The sequence below is a fragment of the Flavobacterium sp. 38 genome, assembly GCF_057799715.1.
In genome coordinates, this window is record NZ_JBYNWZ010000003.1 from 393902 (window position 1) to 409619 (window position 15718).

At 33.7% G+C, this 15718-nt stretch carries 17 protein-coding genes; 9 read left to right on the forward strand and 8 right to left on the reverse strand.

The genetic code is table 11. From position 1 onward, the window contains the following. Positions 1-99: 99 nt before the first annotated feature. A complete protein-coding gene (locus AC3E9W_RS10445; protein WP_306157020.1) occupies positions 100-492 on the forward strand; it encodes a GreA/GreB family elongation factor in 393 nt (130 codons plus the stop codon). Between the two features lie 95 nt (positions 493-587). Here the strand turns inward: AC3E9W_RS10445 and AC3E9W_RS10450 are convergent, their stop codons facing one another. The 8 genes from AC3E9W_RS10450 to AC3E9W_RS10485 form a co-directional block, all read right to left on the reverse strand. Then, positions 588-902: a cytochrome c gene (locus tag AC3E9W_RS10450; RefSeq protein WP_488768295.1), complete on the reverse strand. Its 315-nt coding sequence runs from the start codon at positions 900-902 to the stop codon at positions 588-590. Positions 903-993: 91 nt separating this feature from the next. Continuing rightward, positions 994-1926: a peptidylprolyl isomerase gene (locus AC3E9W_RS10455; protein WP_456893638.1), complete on the reverse strand. Its 933-nt coding sequence runs from the start codon at positions 1924-1926 to the stop codon at positions 994-996. Between the two features lie 42 nt (positions 1927-1968). Further along, positions 1969-3123 (reverse strand): MFS transporter, encoded by a 1155-nt coding sequence (locus tag AC3E9W_RS10460; RefSeq protein ID WP_488768296.1) that lies wholly within the window; start codon positions 3121-3123, stop codon positions 1969-1971. 590 nt (positions 3124-3713) lie between these two features. Next, a complete protein-coding gene (locus tag AC3E9W_RS10465; RefSeq protein ID WP_488768297.1) occupies positions 3714-4061 on the reverse strand; it encodes a cupin domain-containing protein in 348 nt (115 codons plus the stop codon). A gap of 15 nt (positions 4062-4076) precedes the next feature. Beyond that, complete coding sequence (locus AC3E9W_RS10470; RefSeq protein WP_488768298.1) at positions 4077-4946, reverse strand: archaemetzincin; 870 nt, start codon at positions 4944-4946, stop codon at positions 4077-4079. A gap of 9 nt (positions 4947-4955) precedes the next feature. Continuing rightward, the gene (locus AC3E9W_RS10475; protein ID WP_488768299.1) at positions 4956-5828 is read right to left on the reverse strand and encodes a sugar phosphate isomerase/epimerase family protein; all 873 of its coding nucleotides are present in this window, start codon (positions 5826-5828) and stop codon (positions 4956-4958) included. A gap of 31 nt (positions 5829-5859) precedes the next feature. Beyond that, entirely contained in the window at positions 5860-6396 is a 537-nt protein-coding gene (locus AC3E9W_RS10480; protein ID WP_488768300.1) for an NADPH-dependent FMN reductase, read from the reverse strand. Between the two features lie 70 nt (positions 6397-6466). Then, a complete protein-coding gene (locus AC3E9W_RS10485) occupies positions 6467-6814 on the reverse strand; it encodes a hypothetical protein (protein WP_306158710.1) in 348 nt (115 codons plus the stop codon). A gap of 183 nt (positions 6815-6997) precedes the next feature. On the opposite strand from AC3E9W_RS10485, the gene trmD reads away from it, so the two are divergent. From trmD to AC3E9W_RS10525, 8 genes are all read left to right on the forward strand, one after another. Beyond that, the gene (gene trmD / locus AC3E9W_RS10490) at positions 6998-7672 is read left to right on the forward strand and encodes a tRNA (guanosine(37)-N1)-methyltransferase TrmD (RefSeq protein WP_488768301.1); all 675 of its coding nucleotides are present in this window, start codon (positions 6998-7000) and stop codon (positions 7670-7672) included. Between the two features lie 230 nt (positions 7673-7902). Further along, the gene (rplS, locus tag AC3E9W_RS10495) at positions 7903-8253 is read left to right on the forward strand and encodes a 50S ribosomal protein L19 (RefSeq protein ID WP_306158712.1); all 351 of its coding nucleotides are present in this window, start codon (positions 7903-7905) and stop codon (positions 8251-8253) included. A 280-nt stretch (positions 8254-8533) separates the two neighbouring features. Then, positions 8534-10753, forward strand: a complete 2220-nt coding sequence (locus AC3E9W_RS10500; protein ID WP_488768302.1) for an NADP-dependent isocitrate dehydrogenase — start codon at positions 8534-8536, stop codon at positions 10751-10753. 140 nt (positions 10754-10893) lie between these two features. Beyond that, the gene (locus tag AC3E9W_RS10505; RefSeq protein ID WP_488768303.1) at positions 10894-13275 is read left to right on the forward strand and encodes a TonB-dependent receptor; all 2382 of its coding nucleotides are present in this window, start codon (positions 10894-10896) and stop codon (positions 13273-13275) included. Between the two features lie 30 nt (positions 13276-13305). After that, positions 13306-14127: a DUF4249 family protein gene (locus tag AC3E9W_RS10510; RefSeq protein ID WP_488768304.1), complete on the forward strand. Its 822-nt coding sequence runs from the start codon at positions 13306-13308 to the stop codon at positions 14125-14127. A 2-nt stretch (positions 14128-14129) separates the two neighbouring features. Next, positions 14130-14615: a GyrI-like domain-containing protein gene (locus AC3E9W_RS10515; RefSeq protein WP_306158721.1), complete on the forward strand. Its 486-nt coding sequence runs from the start codon at positions 14130-14132 to the stop codon at positions 14613-14615. Between the two features lie 15 nt (positions 14616-14630). Continuing rightward, positions 14631-14966 carry a hypothetical protein gene (locus AC3E9W_RS10520; protein ID WP_488768305.1) on the forward strand — a complete coding sequence of 112 codons (336 nt, stop codon included), beginning with the start codon at positions 14631-14633 and terminating at the stop codon, positions 14964-14966. A gap of 259 nt (positions 14967-15225) precedes the next feature. Next, positions 15226-15672, forward strand: a complete 447-nt coding sequence (locus tag AC3E9W_RS10525) for a DinB family protein (protein ID WP_488768306.1) — start codon at positions 15226-15228, stop codon at positions 15670-15672. Positions 15673-15718: the final 46 nt, after the last annotated feature.

The window sequence follows — 15718 nt, forward strand, 5'->3', positions numbered from 1 at the left end:
TTTTATAAATTTCAAAAACAAACATTTAAAAAGTTTACACAACAAACTTTTCTAAAAAATTATTCACATAATTAGTACAACAATAAAATTCAGATAGATATGAAACCAACACCGACTTTCTGCAAAGCAGATTATCAATTTTTAAGAGAATTGATTTTAAAAAACAAAAATGAAACTAATACAAAAGAAGCCAATCAGCTTTCGCAAGAATTAGATCGTGCTGTAATAAGCAAAGAAAGCGATTTAAATTCAGTGATTCGCGTCCATTCTTTTGTAACGATTGAAGATGTAAAAGCTGGCAAACAAATGAAGATTCAGATCGTTTTACCTTCTGAAGCAGATATAAAGCAATCTAAAATTTCAATTCTAGCGCCATTAAGTGTTGCTATTATTGGTTTTAAAGAAAATGATCAGGTAGACTGGGAAATGCCTGCTGGTATCAAAACTTTAAAAGTAATAGCTGTCGATAATTCAGCTGTACATCATTCTTAAATTTAAAACACCTCATTTTTTGAAGGTGTTTTTTTATATCTATCAAAAAACAAAAAAACTGTTCGATTGAACAGTTTTTTTGTTTTTTGAGCCAATTATAATTGGGAATGAATGTAATTGGTAATTGATGCCATTTTCACATCATCTAACTTTGCTTTTTTCTGCATGCTTACTAAAATTGGCGCCCAATCTTCTTTGGTGAACTGTTTTGGTTCGTACAATTTATGGCATCTTGCGCAACTATTCTCATAGAGATTTTTTCCTTCTGCTAATTCTGGTGTTAATGCTGCTGCAACTTGTGCTGTTTCAACTGGAGCTGTCGTTTTGGTTTCTGCAACTGCTGTCGTTTTTTTTGTTCCGCATGAAGCTAATGCTAAAGCCAATCCTGTCAGGATTACATATTTTTTCATTGTCTTTGGTTTTTTAGTAAATATAAAAAAATCCCATATGCCGTGGCACATGGGATTGCTTATAAGGACAATTTAAAATTGTTCTAAATTCTTATTTTACGTCCATTAATTCAACGTCAAAAATCAAAGTTGCGTTTGGTGGAATTACTCCTCCTGCACCTGCTGGTCCGTAAGCTAAATCAGATGGAATTACAAAACGAGCTTTGTCTCCAACTTGCAATAAAGCAATACCTTCGTCCCATCCTTCAATAACTTGTCCAATTCCTAATTTGAATTCGATTGGTTTTTTACGTGGGTAAGAAGAATCAAAAACTTTTCCGTTTTCTAAAGATCCTTCGTAGTGAACAGAAACTGTTTTTCCAGCCTCAGCTTTTTTACCGTCTCCTTTTTGAATCATTTTGTAACGTAAACCTGTTTCTGTTCTATCAAAACCAGCAGCCAATTGTTCCATTTTTGCTTCAGATTCTGCTTTTAAAGCTGCTTCTCTTTTTAGACGAGCACCTTTTAAACCAATGAAAGCTTCAATTGCATTCCATTTTTGAGCTTCTTCTCCTACTCTGATAATTTCAACAGACTCTAAGTTATCGCCTTGAGCAACAGCATCAACAATATCCTGACCTTCTATAACGTGTCCAAAAACAGTATGTTTATTATCTAACCATGGAGTTGGAACGTGAGTGATGAAAAATTGAGAACCGTTACTTCCAGGTCCTGAGTTTGCCATAGAAAGTACTCCCGGACGATCGTGTTTTAAACTTGGGTGAAATTCATCATCAAATTTATAACCTGGATCTCCAGTTCCTGTTCCTTTTGGGCAACCACCTTGAATCATGAAATCTGCAATTACTCTGTGGAAAGTTAATCCGTCGTAGAATTTTTGTCCTTGAGGTTTTACTTTATTTTCCATATTTCCTTCTGCAAGAGCAACAAAGTTTCCTACAGTTCCTGGCGTCAAATCGTGTGTCAATTTTACTAAAATTGAACCTTTGCTAGTATTGAATTTAGCGTATATTCCGTTTTCCATGTTGTTATTTTTAATTTGAAAGCAAATTTACAAATTAATTTTTTAATCAATTTGCGCTTTCTGTTTTTTAGATTTTGATTTATATGTAAGTGCGTAAATTGTTAATGACAGCGCAGATAAAACCATACAGCCAATTGTTACGGCATGCCATCCGCCTAGTTTCCATAATAACAAACCATAAGCAGATCCTGCAGCCGTTCCTAAAAAGGTAAGCGACATAAATACCGTGTTTAGTCTGTTTCTAGCTTCAGGCAATAATGAATACACTCTAGTCTGATTTGAAATGTGAACGCCTTGAATTCCTATATCAATAAACACAATTCCGATTGCAATTCCGATTACGCTTTCTAAAGCAAAATAAAAAATCAAAAAGCTTATTAACACCAATAAACAGCCGTAACCAACTGCAATTCTAGAATTTCCTTTATCTCCCAATTTTCCAACCAAAGGCGCTGCTAAAGCTCCAGATGCACCAACAATTCCAAATAATCCAATTGTAGCACTATTAAAGTTAAACGGCTCTCCAGAAAGCAATAAAACCATTGTAGTCCAAAAAGCTCCAAATTGAGCAAAGCTGAAAACATTGATTGCTGTGGCCTCACGCAAAACTGGCTGTGTTTTGATAAGGGTAAACAGTGACTGAATCAGCTGTCCATATGTTCCTTGAAACTGTGGTTTGTTGTATGGAAATTTACTTTGAATGACAAAAAAGATCAAAAGACAAATTCCGGCTGCGATATAAAACATCGATCTCCAACCTAAAACCTGACCTATGAAACCGCTTAACGTTCGCGAAAGCAAAATTCCGACAAGAAGTCCGCTCATAATAGTTCCGACAACTTTTCCACGCTGTTCTGGCGCACTCAAAGAAGCCGCCAAAGGTAAAATAAGCTGCGGTACAATCGATGTAATACCGATTAGCAATGAAGCAATTTGTAAAACAAGAAAACTTTTGGCCGTTGCTGCAATCAATAAAGCAATTACAGTGGCAAAAGTGGTCATTAAAATCTGCCTTTTACGTTCTATTTTATCACCAAGCGGCACCATAAAAAATAGTCCGATAGCGTAACCTGCCTGAGTTAGATAGGTTATGGTTCCAGCGCTGGCTTCAGGAATTTTAAATTCGTTGGCAATTAAAACAATCAAAGGCTGGCAGTAGTAAAGATTTGCAACTATAAGACCAGTGCAAACTGCCATAAACAGTACATTAGTTTTTGATAAATTCATTTTGCAAAAATACCAATCTAATCTTTAGCAAAACTTTAAAAAATATATAAAATTTTATTTTTTTGAACCATATAAGTCATATAAGTTCATTTAAAAAGGCTTTCGTGAAAACCTAAATGATTTTTTTGTAAACCATATAAGTCATGTAAGTTCATTTAAAAAAAAGCTTTGTGAAAACTTAAATGCTTTCTAAACCATATAAGCGATTTAAGTTCATTTAAATCCAGCTTTCGTGAAAACCTAAATGTTTTTGCAAACCATATAAGTCATGTAAGTTCATTTAAAAAAAACTTTGTGAAAACTCAAATGCTTTCTAAACCATATAAGCGATTTAAGTTCATTTAATACAGCTTTCGTGAAAACCTAAATGTTTTTGCAAACCATATAAGTCATGTAAGTTCATTTTAAAAACTTTCGTAAAACTTAAATGCTTTATAAACCATATAAATAATTTTAATTCATTTAAATACAGAACGAAAACTTATATGATTTTAAAACATTAGCAGACACACTGCTTCTATTTTCTTATATTACTTATATGGTTTAAAAATTATAACCTTTTAATAATTCAAAAAGTCTTCGCGTGCAGGGCTGAAAACATCGGTTAACATTCCAGTTTCTAGACAAACAACTCCATGCACCGCATGAGGCGGAATGTAAAAACTGTCTCCTTCTTTTAAAGTCTGCGTTACGCCACTTATGGTTACATCAAATTTTCCGCTTGCGATATACGTAACCTGCGAATGATAATGATCGTGTAAAGTACCAATTCCGCCTTTTTCAAAATGCACATTTACTAGCATTACTCTTTCGTCAAAAGCCAAAATCTTACGTTTGATTCCTTCCCCGACTACTTCCCACTCAATTTCGTCTCCTTTTATAAATTGTTTGCTTGTTCCTAAACTCATACTTTTTTATTTTTTTTATTGAATACTTTCTAGATCCTTTTCCATTAACTCAACTCCTTTTGCCAAATTGTTTCTCTTAAAATACTTTTCTATTTCAATTAACCTTTTTTTATTATCGTATTTTATACCTGAATTTAATTTTCTCTGACAATTTGAACATAATCTAAGCGTATGTTCGTCTGTTTCTGATAAACTATTTGTTCCATTCATCACACAATTAGCATCGATACAATGATGTAAACCGAACATATGTCCGATTTCATGAGAACAAATTTTCAGCAATCTTTCTAAACATAAATTAAAATCAGCTCCTTTTAGGTTTCTATCTTGCATTCTATAAATTGAACTTACCGCAATTCTATCCCTGTACGATGCCAGACCAAAAACAAAGCTCCATTCTGGCTTAGGATACAAATCTACTTCGGTCAGTGCCATTAATCCAACTCCATTTTTTGGTTTTTCTTTTTTTAAAACGCTGTCCAAAATAAATCCTGCTAAAAATTGTTCGTTTTCATCTGGACCAATTCTTCTAGCATGTTTCGGAATAATATCATTTGAAACATTATTCAACGTTTTAGTTTCCAATTGAAAAAATATTTCCAAATATTCCTCAACCAATTGAATTTGTTTGGATTGCAGTGAATCAAATTGACCTATTGGCTGGAGATAAATAATATTATTTTCTTTTGTTGGGATTAAATGTTTTGAATTGAGAAACTGCTCAAAAGTCTGCCCTCTCTCCTTGTGAGAATACAGCCAGTCACCTGGTTTTGGAGGGTAAAGTTTAATGTCATTTTCCGAAATATTTTCAAAATAATCATTCTTGTCATTTTTAGAATTACAAGCGAAAAGAACCACAAAAACAAAAAAAAGAAGTTTCTTCATAAAGAATAACTAGATTAAATTTTTCGAAATAAAATCACAGCTCGATTTTATAGAATCAAAAGAATTCAGCGCAAAATTATTTTCCTGTTCTACAAAAAAATGAATCATTCCAGATTGTTTTGCGGATGCGAATAAGGGTTTAAAATCTATTGTTCCAGCCCCGACTTCTGTATTTAAATCATTATTTTTTTTGTCTTTATCTTTTACATGCCACATTTTAAAACGCCCCGGATTTTCTTTAAACAATTTTAAAGGATCATTTTCAGAATGAATTACCCAGTATAAATCCAATTCAAAATAAACCAGATCTTTATCGGTTTCTTTCAATAAAATTTCAAAACCTGTAACGTCATCGTGTTTTTGAAACTCAAAATCATGATTGTGATACGCTAGTTTCAAACCCGCTTTTTTGCACATTTTCGCAGCTTCATTTACGCGCGCCGCAATCTTTTTATAATCTTCTATATTTCTTCTGAAAGGTTCATCGACCCACGGAACTGTTAGAAATTCACTTTTTAGAATTTTAGCTGCTTCAATTGAAGCAATTAACTCTGTTGTATTTCCATCATACAAAAAGCTTCCCAAATTATAATGTCCGCTTACTGCTTTTAAGCCGTTTTCGTCCAGAATCTTTTTCAATTCTTGAGGTGATAGTCCCCAAAACTGATCTTTGGTCGAAAAACCGTATGTCTCGACAGTGGTATATCCTGCTTTGGCAACTTTTTCTAAAGTTCCTTTTACATCCTTTGGAAGTTCTTCGCGGAGCGTATACAGCTGTAAACCTATTTCTTTTTTATTCATAGAAAATGCAAATGATGGCGATGCCAAAACTGCTGTCGTGGCAAGACCTGTGGTTACGATAAAATTTCTTCTGCTAATCATTTTATGATATAAATTTCAGAAAGTAAATATATTATAAAAATTGACTCTTAAAGTTTTTAGCAAAATTTTGAAGCGTTTTTTCAGTCTCTTCTGAAACAATTCCTCCATCGGCATTAACTTTTCCGCGCACTCCCTGAATCAGGAGCTGTGTTGCATTGTCAAATTTAGCTTCAAGGGTTTTCATAATCAACAGCAACTGTTCATGAGCCATTTCTCCAGAGGCAGAAGCGGTAATTAGACCTGCTTTTTTGTTTGAAAAAATGGTTGTCGAAACGCACCATTCTAAAGCATTTTTCAAACTTCCCGGAAGACTGAACACATATTCGGGCGTGCAAATCAAAACACCGTCAGCATTTATGATTTTATTTCTAAAGGAAAGAATTTCTTGCGGAGGATTATCGGTATCTAAATCAGGATTGAAATGAGGAAGCTGATCTAAATCTTCAAATATTTCTACTTCAAATTGAGGGTTTAGGCAATTTGAAATGTATTTCAGAATTTTGAAATTACTGGAATTATTTCTTGTACTGCCAGATATAGCGAGGATTTTTATTTTTGGTGAAGTCATTAAATAAGCAATTCGTATTTTTAAATGGAATCTAAAAATACGAATTGTTTAAAATATCTAAGAAAAATATTTAGAAGTTAGCTGATAATCCTGACTGCTTTGCCGAATCAATTGCTTGCGGCGGATAATTTTGCTTTTCTTGGCGTGTTGATGTGACTTTGCCTTCTTTATTTACATAGACAAAATTATAGCGCCAATAATTTGATCCTGCTATTGATGACGAACCTTCGTCGGTAAAAACCTGATCTGCATAAACTAGAATTTCACCATTTTGATTATTATCTAACGTTCTTACCGGATTACCCAAGATTTTAAGCACTTTAGATTTGGATTCTCCCACAGCGACAGTGGTTGAACTGGTACTTGCGCAGGAAATAAAGAGCGCGAGTAACGCAGGAATTAATATTGCTTTTTTCATAACTCAGTATTTAAATTTATGTTGGTGTTTTGGTTGTTATTTTACTGATAATTAACAATGTAATAATACCTAAAGTTATAACATTAAATTTTACATAATTTATTAAGTATGTTATATAATTATTACCAAAAGACTGATTAGCATTATTTGTATCTTTGCCCGCAAGAAAATTATCGAATAAAGATGCGAATTGACATTATTACTCTTTTACCTGAATTATTAAGAAGTCCGTTTGAGGCCTCAATTATGAAACGCGCCATTGATAAAGGTTTGGTCGAAGTGCATTTTCACAATCTTCGTGACTATAGCACCAACAGACAGAAAAGTGTAGACGATTATCCTTTTGGCGGAGGCGCGGGAATGGTAATGACAATTCAGCCTATCGATGATTGTATCACGCATTTGAAAAGTCAGCGTGAATATGACGAAGTGATTTATATGTCACCAGACGGCGAAACTTTAAACCAGAAAATGGCAAACAAAATGTCGATGTACCAAAATATTATGATTTTATGCGGACATTATAAAGGTGTTGACCAAAGAGTGAGAGATCATTTTATTACAAAAGAAATTTCAATAGGAGATTACGTTTTATCTGGAGGAGAATTGGGCGCCATCGTTTTGTCTGATGCCTTAATCCGATTAATTCCTGGTGTTTTGAGTGACGAAACCTCAGCACTGACAGATAGTTTTCAAGACAATTTATTATCAGGACCAATCTATACGAGACCAGCAGACTATAAAGGATGGAAAGTACCAGAAGTTTTAACCAGCGGACATGCGGCAAAAATTGATAAATGGCGCGAAGACATGGCTTTTGAACATACTAAAAATAGAAGACCGGATCTTTTAGAATAAATTTTCTAAATTCCAATCTTTCAAATTCCAAATTCCAATTTGTAATGCACTGATCAATTGGAATTTGGAATTTTTATTTTCTTGGAATTTTAAATGTAAAAAAAATGGAATTTGGAATTTATTTTTATTGGAATTTACTTTTTTTTACCTACATTTGCACCCGAATTTGACCAACCTCTGGCGAGATCCGTGAATGTTGTTCTAATATAAAAACCATAATTTAAATTATCATGGCAGATTTATTAAAATTCGTTCAAGACGAATTCGTTGCTAAAAAAGATTTCCCAGATTTCGGAGCTGGAGACACAATCACTGTTTTCTACGAAATTAAAGAGGGTGAAAAAACAAGAACTCAGTTTTTTAAAGGAGTTGTTATTCAAAGAAGAGGTTCTGGTAACACAGAAACTTTTACTATTCGTAAAATGTCTGGAGCTATTGGAGTTGAGCGTATCTTCCCAGTTAACTTACCAGCTTTACAAAAAATTGAAATCAACAAGAAAGGTGCTGTTCGTAGAGCTAGAATTTTCTACTTCAGACAACTTACTGGTAAAAAAGCTAAGATTAAAGATAAAAGAAGATAATCATTTATCTAAATGTTATAAAAAACTCGTTTCATACTGTTTGAAACGAGTTTTTTTTATGCCCTAATTTCAGCACTAAGAAAACCGTAATTTTTTAATATCAAAATCATCAATTTAGCAATTTAACAAGCTCGAAATAACAATCTGTTAATTTCATCTTTTCTCTTCAAAACTCAACCGTTTTCGTTGTGATTTTATTATATTTGCTCCGCTCATTTTGAGCCGAATATATCTTTTACATCGTTAACTCCTGACGATACGATTATAAAAAAAAAAGAAAATGACAAAATCAAAAATTTTTTACACCTTAACTGATGAGGCGCCGTTATTGGCAACTTACTCTTTGTTACCAATTGTTCAAGCTTTTACAGCAACAGCTGGAATTGAAATCGAAACCAGAGATATTTCGCTGGCTGGAAGAATCCTTTCAAACTTCCCAGATTCTTTGACAGATGCTCAAAAAACTGGAGATGCATTGGCAGAATTAGGCCAATTAGCAACGCAGCCAGAAGCAAACATTATCAAATTACCAAACATTTCTGCATCTGTACCGCAATTAAAAGCGGCAATTGCAGAATTACAATCGCACGGATACAACGTACCAAATTTCCCAGAAGATCCACAAAACGATGCTGAAAAGGAAATTAAAGCAAAATATGCAAAAGTTTTAGGTTCTGCTGTAAACCCAGTTTTACGTGAAGGAAACTCTGACCGTAGAGCTCCTAGAGCAGTTAAAAACTTTGCAAAAGCAAATCCGCACTCTATGGGTGCTTGGTCTGCTGACTCAAAAACTAAAGTAGCTTCTATGTCCAATGGTGATTTTTACGGAAGTGAAAAATCATTGACTGTAAACGAAGCTAATGATGTAAAAATCGAATTTGTTGCTAAAGACGGAACTACAACTGTTCTAAAAGCAAGTACTCCATTAAAAGCTGGCGAAATCATTGACAGTTCAGTTTTGAGCGTAAGCAAATTGAAAGCTTTTGCTGCTGATGTAATTGCTGAAGCTAAAGCTGCAGGAGTTTTACTTTCTGTGCACTTGAAAGCTACAATGATGAAAGTTTCTGACCCAATTATCTTTGGCGCTATCGTTGAAGTATATTTTACAGATGTTTTCACTAAATATGCAACTTTATTTACTGAATTAAACGTTGATACTAGAAACGGTTTAGGCGATATCTACGCTAAAATTGCTGGAAGACCTGAGCAAGCAGAAGTTGAAGCTGCTATTGATCAAGCAATTGCAAACGGACCTGCTTTAGCAATGGTTAATTCTGATAAAGGAATTACAAACTTACACGTTCCATCTGACGTAATTGTTGATGCTTCTATGCCTGCAATGATCCGTACTTCTGGACAAATGTGGAACAAAGAAGGAAAAGCTCAAGATACATTTGCTGTTATTCCAGATCGTTCTTACGCTGGAGTTTATACTGCAACAATTGACTTCTGTAAAAAACACGGTGCTTTTGATCCTAAAACAATGGGAAGTGTTCCTAACGTTGGATTAATGGCTCAAAAAGCAGAAGAATACGGATCTCACGACAAAACTTTCCAAATTAAAGGAGACGGAGTTGTTCGCGTAGTTGATGCGAACGGAACTGTTTTAATGGAACAAAACGTAGAAACTAACGATATTTTCAGAATGTGTCAGGCAAAAGACGCTCCTATCCAAGACTGGGTTAAATTGGCTGTAAACAGAGCTCGTTTATCAAGTACTCCTGCTGTTTTCTGGTTGGACGAAAACAGAGCACACGATAGAGAATTGATCGTAAAAGTTCAAAAATACCTTAAAGATTACGATACAACTAACTTAGATATCAGAATCTTAAACCCAGTTGCTGCTACAGAATTTACTTTAGACAGAATCATCAAAGGTTTAGATACTATCTCTGTAACTGGAAACGTGTTACGTGACTACTTAACAGATTTATTCCCAATTTTAGAATTAGGAACTTCTGCTAAAATGCTTTCTATCGTTCCTTTAATGAACGGTGGCGGATTGTTCGAAACTGGTGCTGGAGGTTCTGCTCCAAAACACGTTGAGCAATTTACAGAAGAAGGATATTTACGTTGGGATTCTCTTGGAGAATTTTTAGCTCTTGGTGCTTCTTTAGAGCATTTAGGACAGACTTTAGACAATTCTAAAGCAATTGTTTTATCTGAAACTTTAGATCAGGCTAACGATAAATTCTTAGCAAACGATAAATCTCCAGCTCGTAAAGTTGGTCAGATTGACAACCGTGGTTCTCACTTCTATTTAGCATTCTACTGGGCTCAGGCATTAGCTGCTCAAACTAAAGATGCTGAATTACAAGCGATATTCGCGCCTATTGCTGCTGAATTTGAAGCTAACGAAACTAAAATCGATGCCGAATTAATTGCTGCTCAAGGAAAAGCTCAGAACATTGGAGGTTACTACCAGCCAACTCCTGAGTTAGTAAGCAAAGCAATGCGTCCAAGTGAAACTTTCAACGCTATTGTTGCTAAAATCAAATAATTCAGAATACAACTGTATTTCTAAATAAACAAAAGGACAACTCACAAGGTTGTCCTTTTTTTTCTTAACTTATGTTTAACAAAAGTTCCGTAAGAATATGTAGTAAGAATTTGTTAACTATGTAAATCAAAATCAATATAATGATTACAAAAAATACCTGCACATTTTTTCTTTTTATTTTAACGATTTTCACTTCATTTGCTCAGGAAAAATTCACTCTAAGCGGAACAATCAGCGATAGCAAAAACAACGAAACTTTGATTGGAGTAAATATCTTTATTCCATCTTTAAAAATAGGAACCACAACAAACGAATACGGCTTTTATTCTCTTTCTGCTCCAAAAGGAGAATACGAAATTGAAATCAGCTATGTAGGTTACCAAACCATTCTAAAAAATATTGTTTTAAATCAGAATACAAAAAACAATTTCTCGATAAAAGAAGGCGGAGAAGAACTTCAAGAGGTAGTCATTGCCGAAAATAAAGGCAAAATAAATATCAAATCGCCAGAAATGAGCGTGAACAAACTGTCTATTTCGACCATAAAAAAAATGCCTGTCGTTTTAGGAGAAGTTGATGTTATAAAATCCATTTTATTGCTTCCAGGCGTTACCAATGCAGGCGAAGGCGCTTCTGGATTCAATGTTCGCGGAGGAGGTGCCGATCAGAACCTGATTCTATTAGATGAAGCCACAATTTTTAATTCATCTCACGTTTTCGGATTCTTTTCTGTTTTTAATCCTGATGCTATTAAAGATTTAAAACTATACAAAGGTGGAATTCCGGCGCGTTACGGTGGAAGAGCTTCTTCTGTTTTAGAAATTTATCAAAAAGACGGCAGCAGTAAAGACTTTCACATGAATGGCGGAATTGGATTAATTTCAAGCCGTCTGCTGGCTGAAGGCCCGATTGTAAAAGACAAAGGTTCTTTCTTAATTGGCGGAAGAGCTTCTTATGCGCATCTTTTTTTGAAACTCTCTGAAGACAATAAAAATAATGCCGCTTATTTTTATGATTTAAATACCAAATTGAGCTATAAACTCAACGATAATAACAGCCTTTACTTATCGGGTTATTTTGGCCGAGATGTTTTCAGATTAAATAAAAGCTTCACCAATACTTACGGAAATTCTACTTTAAATTTTAGATGGAATCATTTATATTCCGACAAACTGTTTTCCAATCTTTCTTTAATTTACAGCGATTATTATTACGGTTTAGATCTTGATTTTGTGGGATTCAAATGGGATTCTGGAATTAAAAACTATAATATTAAATACGATTTCAAACATTATCTTTCAGATAAATTAAAACTGAATTATGGCGTAAACGGAATTTATTATCAATTCAATCCCGGAACGATTAAACCTTCTAGTGAAGATTCAGGAATTAATCCAGATCAATTGGATAAAAAATACGCTTTTGAACCTTCTGTTTATTTGGATGCAGAAAGTCAACTTTCTAAAAAAATTACTGTCGCTTACGGATTGCGCTACAGTTTATTTTATAGATTGGGTGCTTCTACTATTAATTATTATGATAATAATCAAGCAGTTGTCTATAATAGCAATATGCAGATTTACGAAAAAGGAACTCCAACTTCGACACAGTATTTTAGCAAAAATAAAGTCATTCAAAGCTACGATAATTTTGAGCCTCGTTTTTCTATTTCTTACCAATTAAATGAAGATCAAGCCATAAAAGCCAGCTACAACAGAATGGCGCAGTATCTCCAATTAATTTCTAACACCTCATCTCCTACTCCGCTAGACGTCTGGATGCCAAGTGACAATTACATCAAACCTCAGCTTGCAGATCAGGGAGCTGTCGGGTATTTTAGAAATATTTATAATGGCGCTTATTCGCTAGAAGTCGAAACGTATTACAAGAAAATACAAAACCGATTAGATTATATTGACGGAGCCGATTTAATTGCCAATAATGCCATTGAGCAGGTGATTTTAAATGGTCAAATGCGTTCGTATGGTTTAGAATTAATGATTAAGAAAAATAAAGGCAAATTTAACGGATGGATTTCATATACGATTTCCAAATCAGAACAGCAAACTCCTGGCAGAACTCCAGAAGAAATCGGAATTAATAACGGTAATTGGTACGCTTCGGCTTATGATAAAACTCATAATTTAGCCATAACATCGGCATACAATTTAAATGAAAAATGGTCATTTGGTGCTAACTTTGCTTTGCAGTCAGGACAGCCTGTTACTTATCCAAATGGCCAATACGAATATTTAGGAATCACGGTGCCAAGTTACGGTCTTCGAAATGAGAACAGACTTCCTGCTTATCATCATTTGGATATTTCTGCAACTTTAACACCAACAAAAAATAAAGATAGAAATTGGAAAGGCGAATGGGTTTTCAGCATTTACAACGTTTACAATCGTATGAATGCTGCCTCAATCAACTTTCGTCAAAATGTCGATACAGGTGTAAATGAAGCCATTAAAACATCCATTTTCGGAATAGTTCCAGCGGTAAGTTATAATTTCAAATTCTAAAAAAATCAATTAAAAACTAAAAATATAAATATGAAAAAATTAGTTTTTTTAATCGCATTTTTCACATCGCTACTCTTCATAAGCTGCGAAGAAGTTGTTGATGTTGATTTGGATACAGCTCCTCCAAAATTGGTGATCGAAGCTGCTATCAATTGGGAAAAAGGTACAAAAGGAAATGACCAGACCATAACGCTGACGACTACAACGGGATATTTTGAAAACGTAATTCCAACCGTTTCTGGCGCCATTATTTATATAGAAGACAGTCACAAAGAGAGATTTAATTTTATCGAAATTAAAAAGACTGGGCAATATGCCTGCAGCAATTTTAAACCTGTTATTGACGAAGAATATACTTTAACTATAATTAGCAGAGGAAGTAGATATATCGGAACTGAAACTTTAAAATCAATAGCGCCCATCACGCGAATAGACCAAAATAATCAAGGCGGTTTTACTGGGAAAGATATCGAAATAAAAGCGTTTTATAATGATCCTGCCGATGCAGAAAATTACTATTTGTATAAATACTTATATCCGAATAAAGTCAAATCGATCTTTTATGTAGATGAGGATAAATTTTTTAATGGCAATGAATTCTTCAGTATTTCAGACGATGAGGATTTAGAAATTGGAAATGAAATCGAAATAACGCATTACGGAATTTCAAAACAATATTATAATTATATGAGTATCTTAGTTAGCATTGCCGGAAGCAATTTTGGAGGACCTTTTCAGTCTCCGCCAGCAACCGTAAAAGGAAATATGGTCAATGTAACTACAAAAGATAATTATCCGCTTGGATATTTTTCCTTAAGCGAAACCAGTACAAAAAAGTACAAAATCGAATAATCATGCGACCGATAATCAAAAACTTAACCGAGAAAAAACTCCTTGGGCATTTTATAGAAATGTCTTTTATTGAGAATAAAACTTTTCAATTATGGAGCGGTTTTATGCCACACCGAAAAGAAATAAAAAATGCAATTGGCGCTAATTTGTATTCTTTAGAAGTATATGCAGAAGACCATTTTGATAATTTTGATCCTAATGACAATTTCCAAAAATGGGCTGCCGTAGAAGTTTCAGATTACGAAAGTATTCCAGAAGGAATGCAAACCTTAGTTGTTCCCGATGGTTTATATGCCGTTTTTCTTCATTTAGGACCAGCTTCAGACGCGCACAAAACCTATCATTACATTTTTGCAGAATGGCTTCCAAATTCTGAATATACCGTAGACAATAGACCGCATTTTGCTGTTATGAATGAAAAATATAAAAAAGATGACGCGAATTCTGAAGAAGAAATCTGGATTCCGATAAAAAAGAGAGATAATTAGAAAATCCGATATCGAATGAATTATAAAAATTATTCCGATAAAGATCTTGAGGAAGCCTACATAAGTATGATTGATTACTCTGGAAAGGCCAGCAAGGAAATTCTTTTTGAAATTGATAACAGAGGAGGAATTGATGCTTTTTTATCAATGCTAGAATCTAATAAAATCAATAAAAAAGAAATACAGAGAATAACAAAAGAAGTCTATGACTTGTGTTATGATTATTCCGATTTGGACTTTATAAAACAATTTATAAAATCAGATATACTAGATTCCGACGAATTAGATAAATTAGTTAACTCAAAATTCAATGAGTATCAAGCAATTTTAAGCGATAGAGCAATTAATTAATCAAAAAACAATTTATGGAAGTCTAATTGGAATGACAGTAGGAATTATAATCAGCTTGATGTTCTACGCTTTCATAATTAATCTATTTGGAAGATTTATATACTATCCAATAGTAGCCGTATATTTTATTTGCTACCTCACTATTAAACTCATAACCAAACAAACGCGAAATAATTCGTTTGTTTTTATCAGTTCGCTTATGGGAACTGTATTAACACTTCTCTGCCTCTACTTTTTTTATAATTAATCAAATATCACAATGTCAATACAAACCTTACAATCACTTTTTAATAGAGATTTAAACAAACTAAAATTTGAAATTGAATCTTACGAATTCGAAAAACAAATTTGGGCAGTCGATAAAAACATTTCGAATTCGGCGGGAAATCTATGTCTGCATTTAATTGGAAATCTAAACACCTACATTGGCGCAGAAATAGGAAAAACGGGTTACGTGCGAAATCGTCCTCTGGAATTTTCTTTAAAAGACATTCCAAAAACGGAATTAATTTCTAAAATCGAAAGCACAATTGAAGTTGTCAATAACGCTTTAGATTTACTAACTGAAAAAGATTTAGAACAGATTTACCCGCAGATTGTTTTTGAAAAAGAAATGACAACTGGTTTCTTCCTTATTCATCTTTCAACACATTTAGCTTATCATTTAGGACAAATCAACTATCACAGAAGACTTCTAGATTTCTGATTTTAGAATGCAGATTTTAGATTTTAGATTTTAGATTGCAGATTGT

Coding starts and splice junctions, on each gene's coding strand:
- AC3E9W_RS10450 (WP_488768295.1), bottom strand. CDS start 902: ATGAAAAAATATGTAATCCTGACAGGATTGGCTTTAGCATTAGCTTCA.
- AC3E9W_RS10525 (WP_488768306.1), top strand. CDS start 15,226: ATGTCAATACAAACCTTACAATCACTTTTTAATAGAGATTTAAACAAA.
- AC3E9W_RS10485 (WP_306158710.1), bottom strand. CDS start 6,814: ATGAAAAAAGCAATATTAATTCCTGCGTTACTCGCGCTCTTTATTTCC.
- AC3E9W_RS10445 (WP_306157020.1), top strand. CDS start 100: ATGAAACCAACACCGACTTTCTGCAAAGCAGATTATCAATTTTTAAGA.
- AC3E9W_RS10460 (WP_488768296.1), bottom strand. CDS start 3,123: ATGGCAGTTTGCACTGGTCTTATAGTTGCAAATCTTTACTACTGCCAG.
- AC3E9W_RS10500 (WP_488768302.1), top strand. CDS start 8,534: ATGACAAAATCAAAAATTTTTTACACCTTAACTGATGAGGCGCCGTTA.
- AC3E9W_RS10470 (WP_488768298.1), bottom strand. CDS start 4,946: ATGAAGAAACTTCTTTTTTTTGTTTTTGTGGTTCTTTTCGCTTGTAAT.
- rplS (WP_306158712.1), top strand. CDS start 7,903: ATGGCAGATTTATTAAAATTCGTTCAAGACGAATTCGTTGCTAAAAAA.
- AC3E9W_RS10510 (WP_488768304.1), top strand. CDS start 13,306: ATGAAAAAATTAGTTTTTTTAATCGCATTTTTCACATCGCTACTCTTC.
- AC3E9W_RS10480 (WP_488768300.1), bottom strand. CDS start 6,396: ATGACTTCACCAAAAATAAAAATCCTCGCTATATCTGGCAGTACAAGA.
- trmD (WP_488768301.1), top strand. CDS start 6,998: ATGCGAATTGACATTATTACTCTTTTACCTGAATTATTAAGAAGTCCG.
- AC3E9W_RS10505 (WP_488768303.1), top strand. CDS start 10,894: ATGATTACAAAAAATACCTGCACATTTTTTCTTTTTATTTTAACGATT.
- AC3E9W_RS10515 (WP_306158721.1), top strand. CDS start 14,130: ATGCGACCGATAATCAAAAACTTAACCGAGAAAAAACTCCTTGGGCAT.
- AC3E9W_RS10520 (WP_488768305.1), top strand. CDS start 14,631: ATGAATTATAAAAATTATTCCGATAAAGATCTTGAGGAAGCCTACATA.
- AC3E9W_RS10465 (WP_488768297.1), bottom strand. CDS start 4,061: ATGAGTTTAGGAACAAGCAAACAATTTATAAAAGGAGACGAAATTGAG.
- AC3E9W_RS10455 (WP_456893638.1), bottom strand. CDS start 1,926: ATGGAAAACGGAATATACGCTAAATTCAATACTAGCAAAGGTTCAATT.
- AC3E9W_RS10475 (WP_488768299.1), bottom strand. CDS start 5,828: ATGATTAGCAGAAGAAATTTTATCGTAACCACAGGTCTTGCCACGACA.